General features: G+C 55.6%; 23 protein-coding genes. All 23 read right to left on the reverse strand.

Annotation, left to right across the window (positions count from 1 at the left end; genetic code table 11):
- Nucleotides 1-293: 293 nt before the first annotated feature.
- Entirely contained in the window at nt 294-815 is a 522-nt protein-coding gene (locus GV819_RS15775) for a hypothetical protein (RefSeq protein WP_161756987.1), read from the reverse strand.
- Between the two features lie 38 nt (nt 816-853).
- The gene (locus GV819_RS33535) at nt 854-1,030 is read right to left on the reverse strand and encodes a gp19.5 family protein (RefSeq protein WP_368668900.1); all 177 of its coding nucleotides are present in this window, start codon (nt 1,028-1,030) and stop codon (nt 854-856) included.
- Between the two features lie 216 nt (nt 1,031-1,246).
- Complete coding sequence (terL, locus tag GV819_RS15780; RefSeq protein WP_256667512.1) at nt 1,247-3,007, reverse strand: phage terminase large subunit; 1,761 nt, start codon at nt 3,005-3,007, stop codon at nt 1,247-1,249.
- A gap of 12 nt (nt 3,008-3,019) precedes the next feature.
- On the reverse strand, nt 3,020-3,472 hold the full coding sequence (locus GV819_RS33785) for a hypothetical protein (RefSeq protein WP_161756988.1): 453 nt from the start codon (nt 3,470-3,472) through the stop codon (nt 3,020-3,022).
- Between the two features lie 16 nt (nt 3,473-3,488).
- Nucleotides 3,489-3,740 carry a DNA packaging protein gene (locus GV819_RS15790; RefSeq protein WP_161756989.1) on the reverse strand — a complete coding sequence of 84 codons (252 nt, stop codon included), beginning with the start codon at nt 3,738-3,740 and terminating at the stop codon, nt 3,489-3,491.
- A complete protein-coding gene (locus GV819_RS15795) occupies nt 3,740-3,940 on the reverse strand; it encodes a type II holin (RefSeq protein ID WP_161756990.1) in 201 nt (66 codons plus the stop codon). The genes GV819_RS15790 and GV819_RS15795 overlap by 1 nt, the downstream gene beginning before the upstream one ends.
- A gap of 12 nt (nt 3,941-3,952) precedes the next feature.
- Nucleotides 3,953-5,737, reverse strand: a complete 1,785-nt coding sequence (locus GV819_RS15800; RefSeq protein WP_161756991.1) for a phage tail fiber domain-containing protein — start codon at nt 5,735-5,737, stop codon at nt 3,953-3,955.
- Between the two features lie 74 nt (nt 5,738-5,811).
- Nucleotides 5,812-9,852 (reverse strand): transglycosylase SLT domain-containing protein, encoded by a 4,041-nt coding sequence (locus GV819_RS15805; protein WP_161756992.1) that lies wholly within the window; start codon nt 9,850-9,852, stop codon nt 5,812-5,814.
- A 17-nt stretch (nt 9,853-9,869) separates the two neighbouring features.
- Nucleotides 9,870-12,080: a hypothetical protein gene (locus GV819_RS15810; protein WP_161756993.1), complete on the reverse strand. Its 2,211-nt coding sequence runs from the start codon at nt 12,078-12,080 to the stop codon at nt 9,870-9,872.
- A gap of 3 nt (nt 12,081-12,083) precedes the next feature.
- A complete protein-coding gene (locus GV819_RS15815) occupies nt 12,084-12,650 on the reverse strand; it encodes a virion core protein, T7 gp14 family (RefSeq protein ID WP_161756994.1) in 567 nt (188 codons plus the stop codon).
- A gap of 11 nt (nt 12,651-12,661) precedes the next feature.
- Nucleotides 12,662-13,102: a phage protein Gp13 family protein gene (locus GV819_RS15820; RefSeq protein WP_161756995.1), complete on the reverse strand. Its 441-nt coding sequence runs from the start codon at nt 13,100-13,102 to the stop codon at nt 12,662-12,664.
- Between the two features lie 46 nt (nt 13,103-13,148).
- Nucleotides 13,149-15,518, reverse strand: coding sequence for a hypothetical protein (locus GV819_RS15825; protein ID WP_161756996.1), 2,370 nt, complete (start codon nt 15,516-15,518; stop codon nt 13,149-13,151).
- Between the two features lie 13 nt (nt 15,519-15,531).
- Nucleotides 15,532-16,125 carry a phage tail protein gene (locus GV819_RS15830; protein WP_161756997.1) on the reverse strand — a complete coding sequence of 198 codons (594 nt, stop codon included), beginning with the start codon at nt 16,123-16,125 and terminating at the stop codon, nt 15,532-15,534.
- 77 nt (nt 16,126-16,202) lie between these two features.
- Nucleotides 16,203-17,249: a phage capsid protein gene (locus tag GV819_RS15835; RefSeq protein WP_161756998.1), complete on the reverse strand. Its 1,047-nt coding sequence runs from the start codon at nt 17,247-17,249 to the stop codon at nt 16,203-16,205.
- 120 nt (nt 17,250-17,369) lie between these two features.
- The gene (locus tag GV819_RS15840; protein WP_218579757.1) at nt 17,370-18,275 is read right to left on the reverse strand and encodes a capsid assembly protein; all 906 of its coding nucleotides are present in this window, start codon (nt 18,273-18,275) and stop codon (nt 17,370-17,372) included.
- Between the two features lie 101 nt (nt 18,276-18,376).
- Complete coding sequence (locus GV819_RS15845) at nt 18,377-20,002, reverse strand: portal protein (protein WP_161756999.1); 1,626 nt, start codon at nt 20,000-20,002, stop codon at nt 18,377-18,379.
- 10 nt (nt 20,003-20,012) lie between these two features.
- Nucleotides 20,013-20,282 (reverse strand): hypothetical protein, encoded by a 270-nt coding sequence (locus GV819_RS15850; RefSeq protein WP_161757000.1) that lies wholly within the window; start codon nt 20,280-20,282, stop codon nt 20,013-20,015.
- Nucleotides 20,283-20,293: 11 nt separating this feature from the next.
- On the reverse strand, nt 20,294-20,575 hold the full coding sequence (locus tag GV819_RS33545; protein WP_161757001.1) for a DUF5476 domain-containing protein: 282 nt from the start codon (nt 20,573-20,575) through the stop codon (nt 20,294-20,296).
- A gap of 9 nt (nt 20,576-20,584) precedes the next feature.
- Nucleotides 20,585-20,839 (reverse strand): phage protein, encoded by a 255-nt coding sequence (locus GV819_RS15860; protein WP_161757002.1) that lies wholly within the window; start codon nt 20,837-20,839, stop codon nt 20,585-20,587.
- 55 nt (nt 20,840-20,894) lie between these two features.
- A complete protein-coding gene (locus GV819_RS15865; protein WP_178126012.1) occupies nt 20,895-21,803 on the reverse strand; it encodes a hypothetical protein in 909 nt (302 codons plus the stop codon).
- Entirely contained in the window at nt 21,803-21,991 is a 189-nt protein-coding gene (locus GV819_RS15870; protein WP_161757004.1) for a hypothetical protein, read from the reverse strand. The genes GV819_RS15865 and GV819_RS15870 overlap by 1 nt, the downstream gene beginning before the upstream one ends.
- Nucleotides 21,988-22,197, reverse strand: coding sequence for a hypothetical protein (locus GV819_RS15875; protein WP_161757005.1), 210 nt, complete (start codon nt 22,195-22,197; stop codon nt 21,988-21,990). The genes GV819_RS15870 and GV819_RS15875 overlap by 4 nt, the downstream gene beginning before the upstream one ends.
- Nucleotides 22,197-22,523, reverse strand: a complete 327-nt coding sequence (locus GV819_RS15880) for a hypothetical protein (RefSeq protein WP_161757006.1) — start codon at nt 22,521-22,523, stop codon at nt 22,197-22,199. Before GV819_RS15880 ends, GV819_RS15875 begins: the two co-directional genes overlap by 1 nt.
- Between the last annotated feature and the right edge of the window lie 10 nt (nt 22,524-22,533).

A 22,533-nucleotide genomic window follows, 5' to 3' on the forward strand; every position in this document is an offset into this window, starting at 1 on the left:
GATGGGATTTACAAAAATCTAGGCCGCGTATCATATCCAATTTAGGTAAAACTGGGCAATGAAAGAGCTGGGAGGCCATCCTATCGGCATCACTGGGCCCGGTAAAGTCCCTTGTAACAGCCTTGGGCCGCGCTTGTAGCATCCTTGGGGTTCCCTTGGTGCTGCCCTGCGACATGACATCCAGAGGCGCGCATGCGTGCGATAAGGCTCAGGCGGGTGCGCGAGGGGCACGGGGGGGGGACCTGGGCGGGCGCAAGGGTTGAGGTGGTCATTCAGATTTTTGTGCCATTTTCTCAAAGAAGCCCCAACAGCGCTGCCTTGACTGGATCAACCTTAATAGCTGCGGTGTGCTTTAGGTCAAAGCCCGCTGATTCGTACTCTTGTATCCGCGCATCAACCACTCTCTTTACTGCTTCCACAAGCTCTTTGATTTCTGGAAGCTTTTCCAACAGCCCTTCATAGCTGAAACCGGCATAGACCAATCCCCCACTCGTGTCTCCGTATGTGATTGACTTGGGGTTGTAGTAATTAAGGTCTGTATGTGCAAATTGCTGGTTGCGTAGCTCATAAAGCTTCTTGTGGAGGCCGCGCAGATGGGCAGGCACCACCTTCATGTCCAACTCGCTCTTTGACCCACCTCGCCCTTTGTTCTTCGAGAAGGGGCGGATGTAGGCTACCGTCAGATCACGCAACAAGGCCGCTTTAGTATCTACTCTCCGGTAGCGTTTTATCAGCCTTAGGGAGTCAAGCGCGGCCTCGAAGTCGTTAAAGTACATGCAGTGGAAGAAATATTGCTCTTCATTACTTAGCTTCACTACGCCTCCTTAAGATTCCTGCAAGAATCCCACATAAGTCACCCGTCACAGCCACCAAGTAGAACACAGACGACATCCCCAAAGGTTCCGACAAGTGGACCAGCCTGAACAGCTCCGAGAGAAACAGCCAATAAACCAAGAAATCGATAGGTGACACGGTGGGTCAGCAGGAGCCGAAGGGTTGGCCAAACGGCCTTAAGTCTTTCTACCTTCATTCCAAGATGCTCCTATATATGTGCCTCTTTGGGAGGTGATGCTTATCAGCATTAATCACCTTCTCTCAGTGGTCTTTTAGTGAGTGTTTATAGGAGTATCTTTACGCCCCTATCCTAATAGTGAGGGCTTTTAGAGGCCCCGGCCTGCAAGGTCTCCAGGGTGATCAGAAAGTAACCAACAGACGAAATAAAGGGCCCTTTCGGACCCTTCAAGGTTTACCTGCCCCAGTCTATGAAGGAGCCGGAGCCCTCCACGTCTTCCCAGGACATCGTGATGTCACCGCCTATAGTCAACTGCATGGCTGACTCAAAGCCGTGTAATGGGTTCTCCATGTGCGCCTCAAGGAACTCTTCAACCATCTCCTGAGCGCCAACCTCAGAATCCTTTTCCATTGCCTCAGTGAAGAACTGAACGCCAATCGCCAGAGCATCAAGGCGGTCGTCATGCAGCAACGAGCCCCGCTCCTTCGTGATGCGTGTCAGCTGATAGAAGCCACAGTATTTAACGTCTGTGGTGCCATCAGGATTCAGAGCAGTCTGGTAGTCCTTCTCAATGACAGACTCATGCACACAAAGCTTGTGACTGCCCAAAACTGGCTCTAATACGTCACAAATCCTCAATTCCTTCTGTCCCTTCGACTTGACCTCAGTCACAGCGCAACGGTGCGTACGGGTCATTACAGGGCTGAAGAGCTTGACATACATCCCGTCACCAAAGTTGCCTTCAATGATCACTTCATTGACCTTGTACCGCTTGCCGATGTCAGCGAGTGCCTGAAGGGTCTTGTCGTCGTAGCCCCCACGGAAACCTCCCCAGTCCATCAGGTAGATATAGCCGTTGAGCATGTACAGCACGCAGTAACCCGTTTCGTCCTTACCGCGACCGCTTGGGTCAATGACAAGAATCTTGGCGCTGTAGGCAGCCGTAGAGGCTCCCGCAGATTCGTAGCGGTGGAACCTGTCGCCCTTAAGGCCAACGTTGGGAACCCCTTTGACCTCATTGTTAGCGTTCGGGAGCCATTGGAACGTGGTTGGTGCAGTCTCCATAGAGAACAGCCCCACGATGAAGTCACGCAGCTTAAGCGGGTACTTTTCGGCATCGCTTAGGTTCGGGTTGAGCATGAACTGAAGGGCAAAACCGCCCTTGCCATACGAAAGCTCACGCTCTCGAAGGTCCGTGTCATCGAATCGAACGGGGTCCGTAGGTGCCCAGAACAGCGTACCGTCTGCGTTCAGCTCGGCCAGGAGCATAGGAGCCAAGCGGCTACCGTCTCCGTGCGCGTAGCTCTCTAAGTCCTTAAGGTCTCGGGGATACCGCGCTGGCCAGATGGTTGTCACATAGCCTTTGTCTTCGAGGGACCGATAAAGCGTCATCTCGGTTTGAGGAGTCCCGAGGTAGATAATCTGCGACCCAGGAAGCGGCTTTAGGATCGCATCGAACTCTTGAACGAGCGTCGCCAGGGCCTCGCGGGCTGCCTGTGTTGCGCTGTTGCCTGGGACCTCCACGTCATCCGCAATTAGGATGTCAGCACGGGAGCCTGTGAGCTGGCCCGTAATACCGACCGACTTCACAGATGGCGAGTGGTCAGGCTTCGCTGGGCCTACGTCAAAACTTAGAGAGCTGTCCCGCTGCTTCGCGGTTGGCTTCAAGTGATGTAGGAAGGGTAAGAGGTCGATTATTCGTTTAATGAAGATGCTGTTCGCGTCGGCGCGCTCTTTGGATGCCGACACAATCAAGAACTTAAGGTCCGGGTTGTTCCACAGCTTCCAAACAACAAAGGCGCAAGTGATGAAACTTTTGCCAATGCCCCGAAAGGCTTGAAGAATGAAACGCTTGTTCTTACCACCTGAAAGAACCCGAGCCATGTCTATCTGACACTTAGTCGGCTTGGGTAAGTTTAGGGCTGCCCAGAGGACAAAAAGAAAGGCCACAAAGGACCTTTTCATTAACGCTATGTCTTTTTCAGATTGATTCAATTTCCCTCCTTGCTATTTCTCCTCTTGTAATCTCCTTACAATTTGTTGAAGCGCCTTTACTTGCTCGTCGGCGCGTTGGGCTTGCTCGACAAGAAATCGAGAAGTGTCTTGGTGTAATTCGGCTCGGCCATTAGGGACGGGTCTACAACTACCTGTGACGTTGCAGACGGTGGCGTCGGCAAGTTGGACTGACAGGCCGATACCATCATTACGCAACTTATCAATAGTGCGTTGAGACATCGCCTTACTTTCAGCGCTGTATGCCTGCCAGTTCTTCGAGACTTCGTTGAGGGCCTTTTGAGTTGCTGCACGCTCTTCCTCCTGTTTAGTGTTCAGGTCTAAAAGCTCCTGGGCCTTCTCGTGGGATGCCTTTAATTCGGCGTCGTGGTAGCCTTTGGAATAAATCCCAAAGACCACCAGACAGGCACACACAAGCCCCAAGAGTGTCTTGGTAAGTGGGCTCATTAAGGACTCCTAAGGGTTAGTGCGTGGTGCCGTAGAGTTCATCGTCTGAGAGGTCACGGACAGCATCCAGCGATTCCGCCAAGTCGCCCAAAAGGGACGCATCGGGCTTCAGTCTTTGGATGGTGAACTTGTGGCGCTCTAAGAGCTTCTCAATGGCGTTGTAAAGCTGCGGGCACCGCTTATCTTCATTGCGAAGATCCGCGAGCATGTAGCGGGCTTTCTCGGTGTCGATTGCTTCAAGCAACAGCTCAAGTGTATCTGCACTCATTATTCTTTCTCCTTCTTCTTGACCTCCTTTACGGTCTTCATTACAAGCACCACACACTGAGTCAGCGTGTAGATAATTGCAGCCATATAGAACCAGTCGGACATTGTTAGTCCGGCAAAGCGACTTGCTACGTCAGCACCAGCCGCTGCAACTACGGGAGTAGCGCGCACCACTCCCTCATTAAAATTCAATTCGATCATTAACGCCCTCCCTTACAGCGCTGAAACCCTGACGAATGCGTCAATATTTGACCAAGCAAGCCAGGCAGAGGCTCCGGTGTTGTAGTCGTGGATTCCGCAGGCGTTGGCCGTGCTCACTTTGATTTGGAAAGAGTCACCATAGCTATTGAATACTGTTAGCCCCTTCGCATAGTTAACTTCGCAGTTGAGATCAAGGCGGAAGTTAGTACCAACAGGGTAGCCGTTTTGGGCCGCCTTCAAGATTCCCCAAAAGGTGAAGTTTTGCGCGGCGATTCCCATGTTGTGGACGACTGTTCGGACTTGACCAGCAGCGAGCCCCAAAGCCGTAGGCGACTCCCACGCCCGAACCTGGGCAATGCGACCCTCGACGACACCTAAGCGGGACGCCATAGATGCGTAGGCAGTAGCCAGTGAGGACGCCTCAGCGGCCCCAAGCGGCCCGATCTTTCCGTATAGCCGCGTCATCCAGGCCCCGGTGGCGTGGGTCGGGTACGTCTCTTGACCGAAGCGCGGAATACCAGCTGTTCCTGCAACCTTCGAGAACAGGTTTTCATAGGTCATGGTGTTGCCGTTCGCTTCATAGGCAGCGCTGGACCGTGACGCAATGACCGAGCCACCAGCACCTCCGTTTGACATGGTTATTCTGAAGTCCTGCATCTGGTCTCGGAAGACCCCGTTGTCACCTGGGCCCCCTCGATGCCCTCGAAGGAACACTGCCCCGATAGAACCAACACTTGTCCCGTTCAGGTCGCGCATGCGGAACTTTCCGGGGCTGGACTCTGGTACGAAACAAGCCCGCCGATAGGGGTTTGCCTGCCAGTCCGCTTCCGTGGTCCAGGGAAGGGCCCCAGAGTCCAGTGCCTTAACAAAGTCAGGGTAAAGAGCGCGCTCAAGCTCCTGCCCATCATCCAAGGCGAACCCCTTAAACGGCACAGGCCGGTAGCCCCAGGTAGACATACCGAGTTGCAACGCAGCAGAGTCGGCCCTTACTGCCGCAGCTTCAGACAAATCCTTAGCTTTGATAGATGCGTCAGCATACCGCTCAGAGGCGTTGGCGCGGTCATACGCATACTCAGCACTCAACTTCGCATTGGCGGCTCGTTCTTCTGAGCGCTCAGCGTGGCCTTTCGCAACCTCAACTTGATTGTTGATCTTAGCAATCTCGTCAGTTGCGACCTTAGCGGACGCCTTAGCGGAGTCCTCAGACGCCTTGGAGTTCGTTTCAGACTTAGCGGCAGCGTTAGCGCGGTCATACGCATACTCAGCGCTTAGCTTCGCATTGGCAGCACGCTCCACAGCAAGGTTTGCGTTTCCCAGTGTCGAAGCTGCCCAAGCCTGTTCTTGTCGCAGGGTTACCGCGTGGTCTGGCTGTGTGGCGTCGGCAAGATTCACAATGCGTCGGCCTCGTGCATCAAGGTCACCGTCATTGTTAACTGCGATGGTGTCTGCGGTTAGGTCCCGTGCCTCCTCGGCAATATGCAGAGACTGTACCTGCGAGGTGTTCAAGTCGTAGGCCCGCAAGATAGAACCGTCCGAGAAGTCAACCAGACGGTCAGTAGCTGAAGTCACCCGGCGAAGTTCGATGGTCTCGAAGCCGTCACCCGGCCCCCAGGCTTTAGAAGTCGTGAGGTTGGAGCGAGTGGTAAAGCGGTAATCCGTAGTAACTGCCAAGACTTTTCGAGTAGCACCAACGAGGGTAACCACAACGAACTTCCGAGCGAGATACTCAAAGGGGATTGGGAAGTCCCGGTTCGTACCATCAAGCGGGTACGTTAGGACCGTCTTTGGAGCGGCCATTAAGTCCTCCTTTTCAATAGGCAAAAGAAAGACCCGCTATGCAAGCCGGGTCCTAATAGTGAGTGTTTTTGTCTTTAGCGAATCTCTACGCCCTGAGATTCCATGATCATCAACAGGAGCTTCTGAGAGATCGGATCGTTAGGCACAAGCCCACGGAGCCCGTTAAAGACCCCGGTCATGTACTCCTGGTCAGCTCTACGGGAATCTGTACCAGCAGCCCCGAAAGCGTTGTAGCCAACCTGATAGCCGCTCGCTAAGACGCCCATTGCGGGCACCTGCTCGGCAACACGGCCAAGGAACCCCGTAAAGTCGTCTGACTTGGTAGCAGCGTACTTCATGGCTCCGTCCTGGGGCTTCTCCTTGGGCCCACGGGGCAAGATCGACGAGCGCACCATAGCCCCCTGATCGAACCCGAAAGGAGCCGCTACGATGTTCAGCAGGCCCAACGGGGCGCCAATGTGAGAGCTACGGGACAACGCGGCATAGGCAAGCATCTTTTCATCAAGAGATGCCTTTAGGAACTTCTCGCGCTGGTCCTTGGGCATCCCCGCCGCCTGGGTGTACTTCATCGCCGCGTACATGGACAGAGCCAGTCCTGAGGACAGAACGGCCTGCATAGTCTGGTCAATGGCTCGCCCGTTCTTCGTCGCATCATGGAACCCTCGGACCAGCCTGGAGTTAACCGAGCGCATGGTGAAGTTCTTGAACTGCATAGCGAGCTTGACGCCTGCACCGTAGGACTCCGTATCAACCGAAGAGAACTTATGTGGTCGAAGAATGGCTTCATCAGCAATCTTGTCACCCATGCGCCACAAGTCCATGACCCGAGGGTCACGCTGGAAGGCTTCCTTATCGGTGATCTTGTAGCCCCCTCCCCGCTTCTTGGTGATGTGCTGGGAGACAACAGCCTTGATCCCCTCGAACTGCTCGGGGGTGATCGACATGGAGCGAAGACGCTCAGTCTCAAAGAGCCGAGAAGGCTTTCCGGTCAGTACGTGATTCGCGAGGTCAGAGAGGACACCCGAGCGGCCCGCATCCATGATGTAGTTCGAAGACTCCGTTAGGAACTTGGTGAACGGAGATCGCGCCGACAGCTCACCTGTTACGTACTTGAGCGTTCCCACTACCTGGGCAGTCGCTGGGGATGCCTGAGCCTGATCCCTCAAGCGGTCCACGATGTCAGTCCGCCGTGGCCGTATGGAGTTGTCCAGTTCACGGCCAAACACCAACGAATGCAGCTCAGCGAGATCCTTAGGCTTAATAGCCGACCCATAGTTCACGATGTCACGGAGGAGCGGCACGCCATTGAGGAGCATTCGGGTATGCCCCTTAGTGACCATCCCGGCAACCTCTGTGATTGACTGCACGCCCATGTAGGCGTTCTTTGCGAAGAAGCTCATGTCCGTGAGGGCCCGTGAAGCTGTCGCCAAGGCCCCCTCAGGATCTCGCCGCGCCCGACCTGTGAGGATGTTTAGGGAATCCTCCAGAGCTTTGCGCTCCAAGGGGCTCTTGGTGTTGATCGCTCGGATTTGCTCTTTGAGCGCCTCGGTGGTCTGGCCGGTTGCCCCCATGATCCCGATATCACCATTAACGCGCCGGTCATAGCTGGGGGTCAGTCTGGAAAGATCAAACTCCCGCAGGTCATTGACCGCAAAGTCTGCACCGTCGGCCATCGTAATGGACAGGTCAGAATCAAACAGGTGACGGCCTTCAAGGAAGTTGTTGTTCTCCGCACCTGTCAGGCCATCCGCGTTGTCGTAGAGGTTCGGACTCATTAGGTCGTCAGTCTTCGCAATGCCATAGGCTTTGTCAGTGGCGTACTTGTGAACTGCTGCTTCCAACTGTGCGGCGTCCAAAGTGCGCCCTTCCCTGGCGGCTTGCTCCGTAAGGAACCGGTCCACTCGGGTCTTCACATGAGGGCGGCTTTGGTAGGAAGCCAGCCAGCTATCCTTGATTGCAGTCTGAAGCCCCTCTTCGTCACCGAAGCGCTGAATATGCAGAGCCTTAGAGGCAGTCGAGTAGACGTTAGGGATATACGAGCCCGCGTGCCGGGTCTCTGGGAGAATCGCGGTTGCCCTGTGGTTGCCGAACTGGCTCGGGAACTCCAGCATGTCCGCCTTTCTGTCGTAGTGCCCCCGTACTGTTTCCCCGTAGGTCTGCTCCTTGCGGCTGAGCTGAGACCACTTGCGGCCTGTCTGGTCTTCGATGGCTTCAGCTACCCGGCGCTGTACCAAGTCCATAGCTGCCTGCCGGCCGCCTGACCCCATAGCGTACTGAGGGTCTTTGATGGCCTCTAAGAGCTGTTCCGACATCTTGTTGTAGGTCAGATGGTCTCCGCCCTGGATGCGCTCAATGATGTCCGAAGCGGTGGCCCCAAACCTCCCGTTAGAACCTGATTGGGTCCCTGTTGGGGATCGAAACAACTGCCCGCCAATGTCCCGAACAGCTTCATTCTCAGAGCGCAACAGCGTGTAGCCGATCTCAGTAAACCCACCCATAGAGACCCCCTTAGCGGCTCGCTCGCTGGGCATGTACTGAGCGGCCTCTTGAAGGGTCCTGGGGTTTAACGGGTTGTTGGCCGAAAGGATCGAACCGTCTTGAAGGCGTACAGCTCCCGGCTCGTTCGGATGATCGACGTAGGGGACCCCAAAGGCTTCTTGGGGCTCCTCCCCAGGCTGCCAAGGGAAACGGCTCGGGTCTTCTTGACCTGTCTGTCTGGCAGTCTCTCGGGCCTCCAGGCGGGTAGCTGTCGGGAAGTAGTCGTTCCCGTCCGGCATCATATCCGGGTGAAGTGGGATCAACTCATTAGGCAAGGCCGATTCTCCGTGAAGCTCAAGAATCTTTGCCAGCTGTGCGTCGTCCATGTCTACCCGTTGAGGCACCGCCCTTGCTGCTGCCCGATCGAACAATGCAGATGCCCCAGCGCCGAACAGAGCGCCTCCAACGATTGCCGTTGAATAGTGCCCGTCGATTCCCGTAGCCATCTCACGGAGCCCCTCAGAGGCCACAGCACCAGCAGCACCGTACATTGCCCCTTGTGCAGCGCGAGAGACCAAGCGAGCCCCACCAGTCCCAGGAATGGGCGCATAGGTCATAGGGTCCACGCCTGCGGAGATCAACCCACCAACGATTTGCGCACCGGCCCCTGTCTGGGAGATACGGCGGTCGTATGCCATGTTTTCGAGAGCCATAGCGATAGCCTGGGGGAGGTTCTCGCGCTTGCCCTTGGAGTAGTCAACGATGAAGCTGAAATACTGAGGGTCAACACCTTCCTTGGCGATGTTCTCGAAGTCCTCGCGCCCCCATGAGGACGTATCCTGTGGTTTGACCCACTCAAGCGGATCAACGTCTTCTTGAGTCACATAGCGAGCGATGGAGGGCACTGGAGAGGTTGCGACGGATGCCTTGGTGGCCTCCCAGGTGCCATCAAAGATACCGCGCTCGGGCTTGCCGATACGGTTAGAGAGGGTAATGAAGTCCTGTTGAGTCTGGGGAGCTTCGCCACCCTTGAGGCCCATTGCGCCGAGGCCCGGCAAGCCCTCCCCTACGTGTATCGGATTGGTGGCTGTGGTTCCTCTGGTGGCCTCCTCAAAGGACACAGCCTTAGCCTTTGGGTGAATACCTGGGTCGGTCACCTCCAAGGCATCGAAGTATTTGCGCGAAGGGCTATCGCCGGACACGTCCAGCAAGTTGCGCATGTAGTTCTGACCCTCGGGGGAGATCTTGGAGAAGTCCCCACGGTCCAGGGCTTCGAGCTGTGGACGACCTAAACGCCCGTTCCCCTGGTTGTAGGCAAGGCCAGCTTTGAGAAGGTCCCCGCCGTAAGCGCTGGACAGGTCCTTGATAGCCCGAAGCACCGCAGGGACTGCCTTATTAGGGTCCATACGGTCCTCAGGGGTCATAAGGCCGTAAGCCTTACCAGTCGCCTCTGTGAACTGACCGAGGCCCAGCGGGCCGGTTTTACTCTTGGCTCGGGGCTGAAACCGGGACTCGTTGAAGATCAGCTTATGGGCGTACTCATAGGGGACGCCTTGGCGGTCTGCCTCTTGGCGGATCAGACCATCATAAGGGGTGCCGTTTGCCAGTACCTGGGCATATTCTTCTTTAATGTTCATAGGTCTCCTTTAGTTACTTACTGTTTGCGGCCACCTCCCAGAATCCAGCGCTCGTGGAGTTCTTGAGTCTTCTCGGCGGACTTAATCCCCGCTTCGAGTTTCTCGTGCTGGGCAACCGCTGCGCGGTCTCGTGCGATGTTCTGCAAGGCTTCCTTCGAGATCCTCAAGCGACGGCCCGTAAGGTTCGAGATAGTCAGGTTTCCGCCGTTGCTTTCTACGGTTAAACCGCCTGCTGACCAGTCGGAGTCCTTGCGCAGTGTCTGCAAGGTTTCGTCAATGATGGCTTTGCCGGTCTCCCAGCTCGCCACGTCGTTTGGGTCGGTCATTAGGTCCCGCTTGGATACCATCCCGTGGAAGCTGTCCGAGCTGGTGAAACCGTTGTCCTCGACGAAGGACACTGTGGTTTTCTTGAGGTACTCGCTCACAGCTCGGGAGGCTTCATTGGAATCACCGGAACGCTGAACAACGGCGTCAAACACTGCACGGGCCTGGGTCTCAAACGACCCTGGGAGGAACTTCAATTCCTTGGCCCCGCTGTCGTTCTTAATGGCTGCCCATTGCTCGTTTCGGTATTTAGTTTCATCGGGGCTCAGGCCTTTCTTGGACTTCTCTGCGTCGATCAGTACGGACGGCTCAAGGCCAGACTCTGCGGCGTAGCGCAACTTCTCCAATAGCCCCGCTTGCTCTGGGAACAACTGAGAGATGGTCGCGGGGTCCTCCTGATAAGCTCGCTGAAGCTCTCTCAGGCGTGGCATCTCCTGGGGCGTCTCGGGCTGCAACAAGGCCCCTTGCCATTCACGAGAGGCGTCCGTAATGAGCGCGCCAAAGGCAGCCTGAAAGGGTCCCTTGTCGTAGTCCGCCCGAAGTAAGGCCGCTTTCATCTGATCTTTCATCTGGTCAGGAATCTGAAGAGCGTCGATCTGGTTCAGCTTCTTGGCTGCATAGGCCGCCATATCGCTCGACTTGAACTCACCCGTAACTTCGTTAACTGGGAGAAAGCGAGGATCTACGGCGACGTTTTCCTTGTTGATTCGACGGGTGTAGGCATCGTCAATCACAAGCTGTCTGTTATCCGCCTGTGCGGCTTGCTGAAGCTTCTGTAGACCCTGCTGGGATGCCAAGGCGACCTTATTGGAGAGCTGAGCCTTTGCGGTTATCAGCGCCTGCCTTTGCGGCGTCATCTCGGGCCCTGCTTGAACCCAGTCGTTAGCCTGCTCAAGCTTGTTCAGCATCTGCCAGCCCGCAGCCGGATCGACCTGATTGATAGCGTTCTGCAGGCCGAGCTGGAAACCCTCATTCCGCTTGGAGTCCCGCGTGTAGGACGCCTCCATAGCCCGAACCCTAAGGTTCTCGTAGACCTCTGGACCGAGAAGGTCCTTAACCCGATGCTGCGCACCGTAGACGTTTATCGTCTTGTCACCGATAGCGTCTAACAGGGTCGTACCGCCCTCTCTATTGACCGCTGTAGAAGTGATCTGTTGGAGCGCCCTAACGGCATGCCCATCGCTGGGGAACAGACCTGACTCAAGGCCGGTGTTTATGTACCCGGTGAAGTAGTCAGCCGACTGCGGATTACCGAGTGCCTTAGGGTCGTCCAGAATCGGAGCCATGTCCGCCTGGGTCTCAACGATTGCCTGGGCCTCAAAGTTCTTTGAGAGCCATTGACCGTGTAGGTCGTAAAGGGCCGCGTTGCGCTGCACAATGTCCGAGTTAAAACCCTTCTGATACAGCGTGTCGTTAGGGTCAATTCCGGCATCTTCGGCATAGCTCTTAGAGCGCATCTCCATGCGAGTGGCGCGGTACTCTTCGAGCTGCTGGCGAGTGCGGAAGCTTCCCTTCTGGATTTCTTGCTGTATCTCGTTATCGACCTCGTAAGCCGCATTACGGCCAGACTTCAGCCTCAGCTGGTCCATAGCGTAGGGGTCGTCCTTGTAAAGAAGCGTCCCGTCTGCAATTGCCGCCCGCCGTTGCTCGGGGGTCAGCTTTCGGATGATCTCGTTTGAACGCTCGTCGGCCTTTAGCTGAGCGCTTTTCTCATAGGCGCCATAGGCATCCCCGGAGCTTTTCACAAACTCGGCCATGGCGTTGCCAAAACCGGAACCTTGGAAGTCGCTTTGAATCACACCTGGCTTCAAGCCAAGACCACCACGCCCTGGTTGAAACCCCTTACGCCTTGCTGTCGTTTGCTGTGCCTGGGCTAATGCCTGGGCGATTTCATTCTGTGCCATCGATTAACCTCCTTTTGCAGTACCTGCCCCCTTAGCTGCCTTAGAAGCCGAGTAGCTTTCCCCTGCGGCGTACCCACCAAACCCAGCCGAAGCAATGTTTAGCGCGTTGGCTACGTTGTTGATCTTCATCCCCTGACCACCTCCACCACGGACAGCGGAACGAGCGTTCTCAGCGGCGCCGATACGGTTCTGAAAGAGGGCCGCATAGTCGCGCTCGTAGTTGTCGAGGATGTTCATTTTCTCGGCTGAAGCTTCGTTGTCCACCGAGCGGCGCAGTCGATCTGCTGAGTTCCCAGAGAAACCCGCCTCGCCAATTGCGGCGTTAATGGTCCCCTTGTTGCGCAGCGCTTGAAGGTTCACTTCGGTCAACTGACGGCGGGCCTCGTCGGCCTTATCCACGGTCTCAAGCTTTGAATCCGCGTCTGCGGCGTTTGCTGCCTTGATGATTTCTTGCTGGTTCTTTCGCTGAGCATCGGTTGCCGCGCCTTTGGCCTTTGCTTGCTCAGATGCCCCCATAGCGGCCCCTGCAACTGCAACGACCGCCAAACCGATAGAAACGGGTTCACACATTGATTACCTCCCTATATCCAGAATTGGCGGAATTGAAACCCCGCTGGACTCATAACGACGCCCCGTGCAAAAGTCGCACCGAGTGCATTTAAGAGGCGGATATGGGCGTGGTTATCAGCCGACACGATATTGCCGAGTTGTACCTCTGGAGCGGCTTCTTTGATGCCTCGTAGGTGGTCCTTGAGGATCTTGTAGAACCGGAACCGCTCCCCTTTAGAGAGCATCTCTACAACGTTCGTAGTAACAAACCAGATGTTCCCCCGCGCATGCCCCCCAACCGCCAGGACGAGAGACCCGCACTTAATCGCGTGGGTCGTTTCGTCGAGGTATTTAGGGATCACGTCGAGGGGGTTTCGGCCTGATTGAAGCGAGTGGAATTCTGTGAGGTCACCACGGGATAGGTCGTTAGCCGCCGCCCATAGATCACCTTTTGTTGCCTTTACTTTGTACATGCGTTGGGCCTCCCTATTGTCAGTAATAGTGAGGGCTTTTAAGTCCCTACACGCCTGCGGAACGGCGGGTGTAGTTACCCTCCCAGCCTGCGCCAATGATGTTTAGAGGCACCGGGGCTGCACTGTAGAGAATGACCCGCTGCATCCTGGCGTTCCCTGTCACCGGAAATTTGAATTGACCAGTACCGAGTACAAGCGAGCCGAGCGCGATTTCTGTGCCCAACCGTCCCCCCGCCATCTGGTAAATGTACTCAGAAGACCCGTTATTGACGTTGACCTGGAAGAAACCCGAAGACTCGTAGTTGACCCAGGCACGCCGGAGCTGCAACCGCCCAATGTCCTCTGTTGCGCTTGTGCCATCGTCAGCAGTTTGCTTGATGAGGAACTTACTGAACTCGTACTGAAAGGCGTACTCCTGGCCGACAATGAAAGTCTGGCCTCTGCGGTCTCCGACAAGGATTAGCCGAGGGTCAACACTCCAGGCCCCCTTAGGTTCGTGGCGCTCCAATACGCCTTTCTGGTCCAGGGTATAGAACGCAGTTGTCAGGTGCGGAAAGCCCCCATAGAGGTCCTGAAGGTTCAGGTACGACTCGTTAAGGTCCTCGTTGTACTCAGCGACCTTTGCGACCTTCTTCATGTCCATGTAACCCCTGTAAGGTTCCTGTACGAAGTCCACGGTGTTACTCGTGAACTCGACACGCTCCAAGGTCACCCCTAAGGCCCTCTCAAGGATTAGGTACATGTAGGACCCGATAGACGCAGAAGCCAGTACCCGAACGTCCTCCCCAAAGGTCCAGAAGGACCAAGCCTGTTGAACCAGCTCTTCGCGCAGATACAGGAACTTGTACAGAAAGACCTTGCGTTCATCCGAGTCAGACAGGACGGAAATAAAGTTCTCCGTACCTGATCCGTGGATATTGAAGACCGTGTTCGGTACGTAGCTTGGAATATGCGCCGACACGTCCTCAGCGGACTTCACTGAGCTGACATCTTGAACCGCGTAGTACCGCTTAATGGACGTGAAGGACGCTCGGGGAGACGCAAAGTAAACACCGCGCCCGATACCCCAGGGACGGGCCCCATCGCTAACATCGAATTCCGTTGTGAGGTCCAACTGGATCGTTTTGGACGACATGATCCCTTGCGAAGTCAGTACGAACTGAGCTTGATCCGACCACAGCAGGAGCTGTTCAGAAAAGGGGACGGCGTACTTCAGAATAGAGATGCGGTTGTGGGATACCGCTACGTCAATCGGGTCATCATCACTAAGGACGCTCACCGAGGCCGGGAAGAAGTGGAAGTATTTTGAGGTCCTCGACATGATCACGTTTTCACCGGAAAGGAACCCAAGCCGGTTACGGAAAAAGAAAACGTCATTGATCGTGCTATCGACAAAGGAACTCATGGGGTTAGTCGTATCATCCCCTGAGGTTCTCCCGACCCATGGGAGCGGCTGCCAGTCGAATTGCCCATCGGCGGCCCGCACAAGGCCATGAGGCATGGTCTCCGCTTTGAAGCCCTCAATAATCCCAGGCTTAACCGTCTCCTTCCAAACCTGCCCTTTGGCATCGTAGCGGACCCAGTAGTTGTCACCCGAGCGAGTAGCCTCCCCGGTGATCTCGACAAGGTAACCATCCTTGCACTGTAGAGGCAGCTTGTTGAAGGTCTGGACCTGATAGATGAACGCGGAAAGAAGCTGATTAGCGTACCCGTCCGCCGTCACGATCTTTTCAATAGCTACTGTGGGAACCTTTGGTTCGATCAGGACCCAACCGGGCCCCGCCTCTGCCTTCCAGTTCGGCTTGGCGTTGATCTGTGAGGCTATGTTGTTAGCGATTACCTGAGCGTCCGTCTGGGTTACGTCCGCCACACTGGCCCCCGTAGGCATCTGAACCGTAGCGACCACCTCAGCGTTAACAGTAACCGTCAGGGTCCTTCCGTACTGACCACCCCGGACGTTAACGATTGCCCGCGAGGACAGCGCCGGGTAGCCCGCTTGGGTGACGGTTGAATTCATCTCGACCTTACGGGTGCGGTTCGCCACAAACGTATAGTCAGCGACGGTTATCAACCTGAGGTCATCGCGAGGGTTGTTGCAGTTGGCATAGCCGTTGTAATTACGAACCTGATACGTCCGGCCCTGGAGGTCCACGACCTTGACTTCAGTCCCTGTGAAAACCATGTAGTACTGCTCGGCCTTATCTCGGTTCACCAAGTGGATTAAAGGCTTTGCTCCGTAAAGGCCAATGTTTCCAAGACGCTTTATAAAAGTGGTCGGGGGACGCTTCTGGAGCCCTTCAGTCTCCGAAGACCATCCGTTCTCTTGATACTCACCCTGATTACTGAAGCGTAGAATGTCGGGCTGCTGTGAAATACCTCCTTTGAGGTTCTTAATGCTTTGCGAAACGAGACCCATAGAGCCCTCCCTATTAGCCTCGACCGATCTGACCGCCCACGAAGGCGTCACCGTCAAGCATGTTGAAATTGCCGTAGTCCAGTTCGTACTCCTGAACGCTGGCCCAGTGCGTGGCCTCCTCTTCTGCAAGTGACCCTTCGATTTCCCCGGCCCCGAAGAAGCTCATGTTGAACTTGCGGGCAGCCTTCGCAACGATGTAGGAGCGGAAGCACTCGGGCATCTCGTTGTAGTCGCGTAGGCGAATGAGATCGACGGTTACCGGGGCTCTGAATACGTCTGTTCGAGCTTGCCGGTCATAAAGGAACCCTCCCCGGTTCACGTACAGAGAGCCCCCAGACGTGGTTATCTTCAGGTAGTCGGATAGGTACGTGATAAGGCCCGAGAACTGATCAGGGAGAAGCGTTGCGCCCTCCTCAATGTTGAACGTCCAGCCCTTTGCCTGGACCTCTCGGTTGATCTTTGCCAGGATGCGACGGCAGTTCGCCACGTCCGCGTTTGGGTCACCTTCGAGGGAGCTAACGGGGCTCTCCCCGATTGCTGCAAGCATGTCGTTGACTGCCCCTAACTCCTCGTCAGATTCAAGCGTTGCTTCGATAGAGCGCGCCATTGAGTCCTCCTAAATTCGAGATAAAAAAAACCCTCAGCGCCCCGTTAAGGACCCTGAGGGTTGTGTGTTCTTGGGTGTTACGCGGTTTTCTTAACCACTGGTGCAGTGCCGAAGACCAGCGCACCGGCAGCTTCTGGACGCAGGCCACCGTGACCCATGGCATAACGACCGATGATCTGGTCTGCCTGGTATTCGGAGCGACGAGCGCGCTCAAGTGCCATGTCACGCAGCTTCACGGTGCCAACAGCCGAACGGTGGTTGAACAGACCCACAACGTTATCCAGGGCCACTTTCACGTCACCGGTTGCGGTCTCTGGGAAGGCATGCTTGCGGTTGGTGCCCGCAGCGTCATCACCAGCACCGCCAGCGGTCAGGTGTGGCACCTCGATAACCTCGAAGCCCATCACGTTGCGGATGTTGCCGGTCTCAGGATCGGTCAGCGCGGCGAAGTTCGCAGCGTTTGGCAACAGAGCGGCGAGGATGGCCGAGTAGTTTTCCGGGGTGGTGTAGAACTTGCGGTCAGCCGCTGGGACGTAGTTCTTGGTCAGCTTCGCTCGTGCGATGGTCAGTTGAGCCAGGATCGCGAGGCCGAGCTTTGCAGGGTCCGACAGGTCTGCGGCCTTACCGACATACAGCACAGAGGCCGAGCCCAGACCGGAGATGTTCTCGTTAGCAGCGTCTGGCATGTTGCACAGAGTTGCCATCTCGGCCAGAACCGCACCGTCAGCGGCAATTGCCAGGGCCTCACCGAGCTGCGCCGAGTATTCCGCCCGAACGTCGTAATGGTTCATAGCGTCCTCGATGTCGTAGATCAGGACATCGGAAGCCAGCAGGCCGTCAATCTGGATAACCTTTTCGGAGTGTTTGATATCCCCGCGTTTGTCGTCCAGGCTCTCACCAGGGGCCAAGTAGTAACCGCCAGTGCGGCCCATTACCGGGAACGAAGCCGATTTGCCGTTTTGAATGGTTCGCACCATGTGCTTATCCATGGTTACAGCGCGGCGCATAAATGCGGTCAGAACTTCACCGCCAAACACTTTCAGGAACAGCGCCAACTTATCCGCTGGCGATTGGCCCTTACCTTGGTTAGCGCCGATTTGTTGACCACCTTTTGCATTAGCCATTAATCTCTCCTTCTGTTAGTTCGTTTTGTTTCCTCTTTTGGAATTCGTTAAGGCGCAACAGGACCGGCCTCGAAAGAAGCCACTTAGTAAGTCCTGTTGCTAATAGTGAGGGGTTTTAAATCACCAACTTGCAGCCGCTACACGGGCTTCAACTTTCGCCCGGAACACTGGATCTTCACGATATTGAGTGGAACTCATATCCTTGATCATCTCGGCCTGCGAGGTGTAACCCTCTTGGCCCTCTGGAGTTCGGTTAGTTGGTGCTGCGGCGCGCCGATTGATAGTCCGCGCTGGGGTCTTGCCGAACTTCTTAGCCTGACTCGCCATGCCGAGGTTGATAGTGGTACGGATTGCTTCGAGGTCCTGGCGCTCAATCGCTGCGGCAAGCATCTTATGGGCATCTGGGCTGTTGGCCTGGAGGTGCTTACACACCCGGTTGAATTGGTCACGGCCACCGGCGTAGTCCATGATCTTGCCCACGAAAGCCTCGGCCAGGGCCTCTTGACCCTGCATGAAGCTGTTGACGAAGCCACGGGAATAACCGGCCTTTTCAAGCTGTACATACGAATCTTCGGATAGCTTCCCGTTCTCCTCGTATTCGGATTCGATGCGGTCGGCCACATCCTCAGGGAGGCCCGCCTTAACGGCCTGTGCGCGCATCTGGTCGAAGCCTGCGGCGTATTCGTCGAGCTGCTCCGAAGCCTTGTTCAGCTCCTCTGAGGGCTCACCAAGGGGCACAAAGTCGGGTTCCGAAGGGTCGCCGCCCTCTTCCTCTTCTTGCTCCTCTTCGGACTCTTCTTGCTCTTCCTCTTGTTCCTCTTCGAGGCTTTCAGAGTTGTCTGGCTTTGCGATATCAAGGGAGTCGTCCCCGTCTCGGGCTGAAACATCCAGGCCAAGCATGTTTTGCTCATGCTCCGAAATATCGTGAGAGCTAATTACAGCGTTATTCACACCGAAGCTTGCATAAACATCAGCCGACTGAAGTACATGGTGACCGATAGCAGCCGACAGCATGTTAAGACGCATATAATTCTCCTTGTATTAATTTTAGGAATGCGAATAGAACCGCAGACATCAGCAATTAGCCGAGCCTGAAGTTATCTATTCGCAATAGTGAGGGTTTTAAACTAAGCAGCTACCGGGGCCATCTCGACACCTGTTGCGTCCATAGCGTTCTCTAAGTTCTCAGGGGACGCTGTAGCTTGAGCGGCAAGACCTGCGCCCATACCTGCGGCGGCTTGTTGACCGCCCTGGGCAACCATGGCTTCAGCTTGACGTTTAGCCTTGTCGGCATCCGTAAGCAGGAGCCCCGCTGTATCCATACCAATGGCGTTTGCCAAACGGATCTTAAGGTTGCTCATGTTGATGTCAGGGTCTTGCATCAGAGGGGCAATCGCCTGGAGCCCATTGAAGAACTGGGTCAGCTTGTCGAGATCCTGACCACGGCCCAGGGCTTCCAAGCCGGTGCTTACAGTGGGCTCAACGGCCTCCTTGGGCATGTCTGGAATCTGAGCGGTTGCCTGAAGTTGATTCAGGAGGATGCGAACGATTGGAAGCTGGAGTTCCTGGGAGAGGATCGAATAGACGCCCCCTAAGGTGTCCTCAAGTTCGCTTGCAACGTAGCGAATCTCCTCTGCTGTCACTCGTTCGCCGGAGCGCTGAACCGCTGAGTTGAGCATGAAGACATAAGCTAAGCGACCCTCAATGGCGTCCGCTACGGACTTAGCCACGGAGAAGTCAGCCGTCTTTTCAAGCTGCAAGAACTCAATGTCTTGCTTCCGTCCCGCTACGAAGTCCCCTGTCTGCGCCTTGGTCAGGCGGCGGACCTGAGTCATCCCGTTAGGGTTAACCAGGCCGACCACCTTCGAGGCGATCATGGAGAACTTAATCATTGCTTCGTGAAGGTTCTCTAAGGACGTGAGGTCGCCTAAATACTCTTCACAGTGGGAACGCCCGTAGTGTTCTCCGTCCCGTTTGGTCCACCGGACAGGAATCCAGGGGCACGCCTCGCGGGGATACTGCCCATCGGTGCCGTCCACTTCCTCACCGTCCACCTCCTGATAGCTGAGGTAGTCCCCCGACTCTTCGTCGAGGTAAATGTGGGTGTAAACCTCAATCTCTTCTTCTGGCTTCGTCTCGCCTTTCGCTGAGAGACTGTTGCGGACATCCTCGGGCAAAGCCGCATAGGCGACCTTATCCAAGGTGATGATTTGCAGCACGTTGCCGAAGGCGTCCCGCTGGACCACATAGGCCGCTAACGGGTAGAGCTTCATGGGGTTATACCCCGTATCGGAAGCATCAGGAGGTGGAAGGTACAGGCAGCCGTTGCCAGCCAGGGCAAGCTGTCGGATCAGCTCAAAGAGCGTCACCCGGTAGCTGTTGGATTCCATATAGCTAAGCATGATCCGCTCAACCATCCCCAGCCCCTGCTCAACGACAGCCAGTTGTTGTGGGTCTGTGACCAGTTGCTTTGCTTGCCACTCAGACACCTTCAGCTTCATCCAGCTTTGCAGCGGGAAAAGGGCGAGCATCACCTTTGCCGACAGGTTGTTCAGGCCACGGGCCCCCACTGCCTGCCAAGGCGTTGTGTAGTTCGTTGAAGAGTTGTCAGAGGACTTTGGATAGAGCGAGGGGATTGTTACTTTTGCGCAATTCTCTGCGCGTGTCTCGTAGGGTTGTCTATCGTTTTTGAGCCTGTTGTAGGCTGACTTTGCGCTTTCCTCCCCGAGACCAGTTCGAGCCGTAGAGGCCATAAAGACCTCCTTAGATGTTCAGACCGGTCCCCGAGCTGCGGGCTACGGACAGCCCTCGTTTACCTTTCGCCTTAGCGGCTCGTTTTGCGGCTTCAGTGTCCGTGTCATCAGTGGGTTGATCGTCAGCCTTAGGGGCCTCTACAACCGCAGCAGGAGCCGGGGCTGCCTCAGGGGCTGCCACTTCTGCCGCTTTCTTTTCATCGTCACCACCACCGAGCGGATTGCTGGCGATCTTGGACAGTTTCTTAAATGCCTTCTTAAGGCTTTTGCCTAAACCCATAACGGACCTCCTTAAGATTTGCGTGATTGGAGGGCTCGCTTAACCGCAGCGTTACCCGTTTTCTTAGTGGTCGAAGCTGGGGCCTTTACGACCGCCGTAGTGGAACCGTCGCCGGAGTCCGTAGCCTCTTTCTCGACCTTCAAGCGGTCCCGGCCATCAGCCTCACCACCATCGTCCTTGCTGACCTCTGAGCCGAACTCGACTCCTTTAGGTTCCTCAAGGGCCACAGGGGCGGGGGCTACGATGGCGTTAGGGTCCTGCTTGGGGGTCTTGACCTTGGATTTAAAACACATTGAACCTCCTTAGTCGTTGTCCTCCTCGTTGGGCGCGTTGCGCTGATTCATCATCAGTTCGCACAGCTCCGGTACAGCGCCAAGGCCGTCCACGAAGCCTAAAATGTACTGCTCTGAATATCCGGCTCGGCGTAGGTCATCTATGGCCCCCGAGCGCTGAAGATAGGAGTAGTTGCACCGCACCATGAGATAGTTTGCGGATGCGTTCGGAATGTCTGGGATGTTCTCGGGATCATTCAGAACTTCTTGGATTATCTGGAGCAAGTAGCCTCCTTAGAGATAGATCAGGGAGGACCCCTGTTCGTAATAGTGAGGGGTTTTACGGGGTCCACAGAATCGGTCGCTGATTCTCAAAGTCCCAGTCAGAAGCACGCAGGATTCGTGCGACCTGGGCCTGTACCAGCAACTCGGCCTCTGTCATTCCTTTGGACTTCGCAAGGGAGACCATGCACCGCCACAGAGTCACCTCATCAGGGAAAGGAGCGTGAAGGTAAGCTTCGGCCTGCGGGACACTTGCCCAATACTCGACCTCTTTGCCCTTGCGTGGGCCGCTCTTCATCACCTTTGTTGCCGGATAGAAGAACTGAGGGTCATCAAGAAACGCTCGGGCACTTTCGGGGCCCATGCCTGGGATTCCGTTGTACCCGTCCGTGGTGTCGCCCATTAGGGTCTGGTACATGTGCCAGTCGTTGGCCTCGGCCTCAGAGATGCGGTGAAACTTTCCGGTAGTCAGATGCAAGAACATACCGGGCACCGTCTTGAAGTCCTTGTCGGTACTGACCGTAACGACACGAGTGCAGTTAGCAAGCTCGGGTTTAGTCGAGAGGATTCCGCAAACATCGTCCCCTTCCACACCGTCCCACTTAAAGGACCGCTCGGGGCCGTAGTACTGCATACAAGCCTCGACAAACGCCGGGTAGCCTACTGGCTTGCGCTTACCTTTACGGTTCGCCTTGTAGGTCTCAAGGACCTCCTTGCGCCAGTTGTTGTCACCGGAAACGATGCACAGCGGGACCAGCTCGAAGGGCTTCTTGTTGCCTTTCTTCAGCTCTCGCTCTACGTCTGCAAGGATGCCCTTTACGGTCCCTGCCAGGATGCTACGAGCCTTTTTGTGGTCGCATTCAAGGGACCAGACATCATCCCCCCAGTCCACTTCATGCTCACTTGCGGACATCGCTGAGAAGATCAGAAAGTCCATGTCCAGGGCCACGCCGATACGGGCAGTCATCACCAGTCCTCCTTAGCAGGCATCTTGGCAATGCACAGCACGCAAATATTGTGTTGATTACACTGGCAACCTACGCTTTCAAAGAGTTTGAGCTTCCGATTGGCATCTTTCAGTTGAGAAGTAAGGGCTTCAATCCGCTCATACGCGGAAGCGAGTGCCCAACCTTGAGCGTCGTAGTTCTCGCTCATACCGCACCCCCGAAGTCCGCCAGGAACATCTGACCGGCAGTCGTCAGGGACCAGTAGCCCATGTTCTTGCCGCTGGTGGAGATGCACGAGATATGACCCCGGCTGGCAGCCTCAGAGACCAGTGCGGCATGTCGTCGGTAGAAGTCTGACTGGAAGGTCCGGGCCTCCTTCTTGATGGCGTACAACATCAGAATGTAATCGCCCATTACTTGCTGACCTTAACGGTCTGAATGGGGCCCATACGGGTTACGTTGAGGTCCTTGAGGTCCTTCCGCAATTCTTCCGCAACGCCTTGCTTAAAGGACTCACGGATACGCGCGCGTACAAGATCCTCGTCACTCATTTCAATGACTCGGGTCATGAAGGCAACACCAGCACGGGCATGTGCAGCTTTCTTAGGATCGTTGCTGTTTTCCTGAAGGCGAGCGGCTGCGATACCAAGTGCCAGAACGCCGCGCATCTCTTTAATTTCCGCGCTCGAATAGACCACGCGGGTACTGAAGGTGTGTTGAAAGTTCAAAGTTACGGCCATAGGTTCCTCC

The organism is Pseudomonas sp. Fl5BN2, assembly GCF_009908205.1.
Taxonomy (GTDB): Bacteria; Pseudomonadota; Gammaproteobacteria; order Pseudomonadales; family Pseudomonadaceae; genus Aquipseudomonas.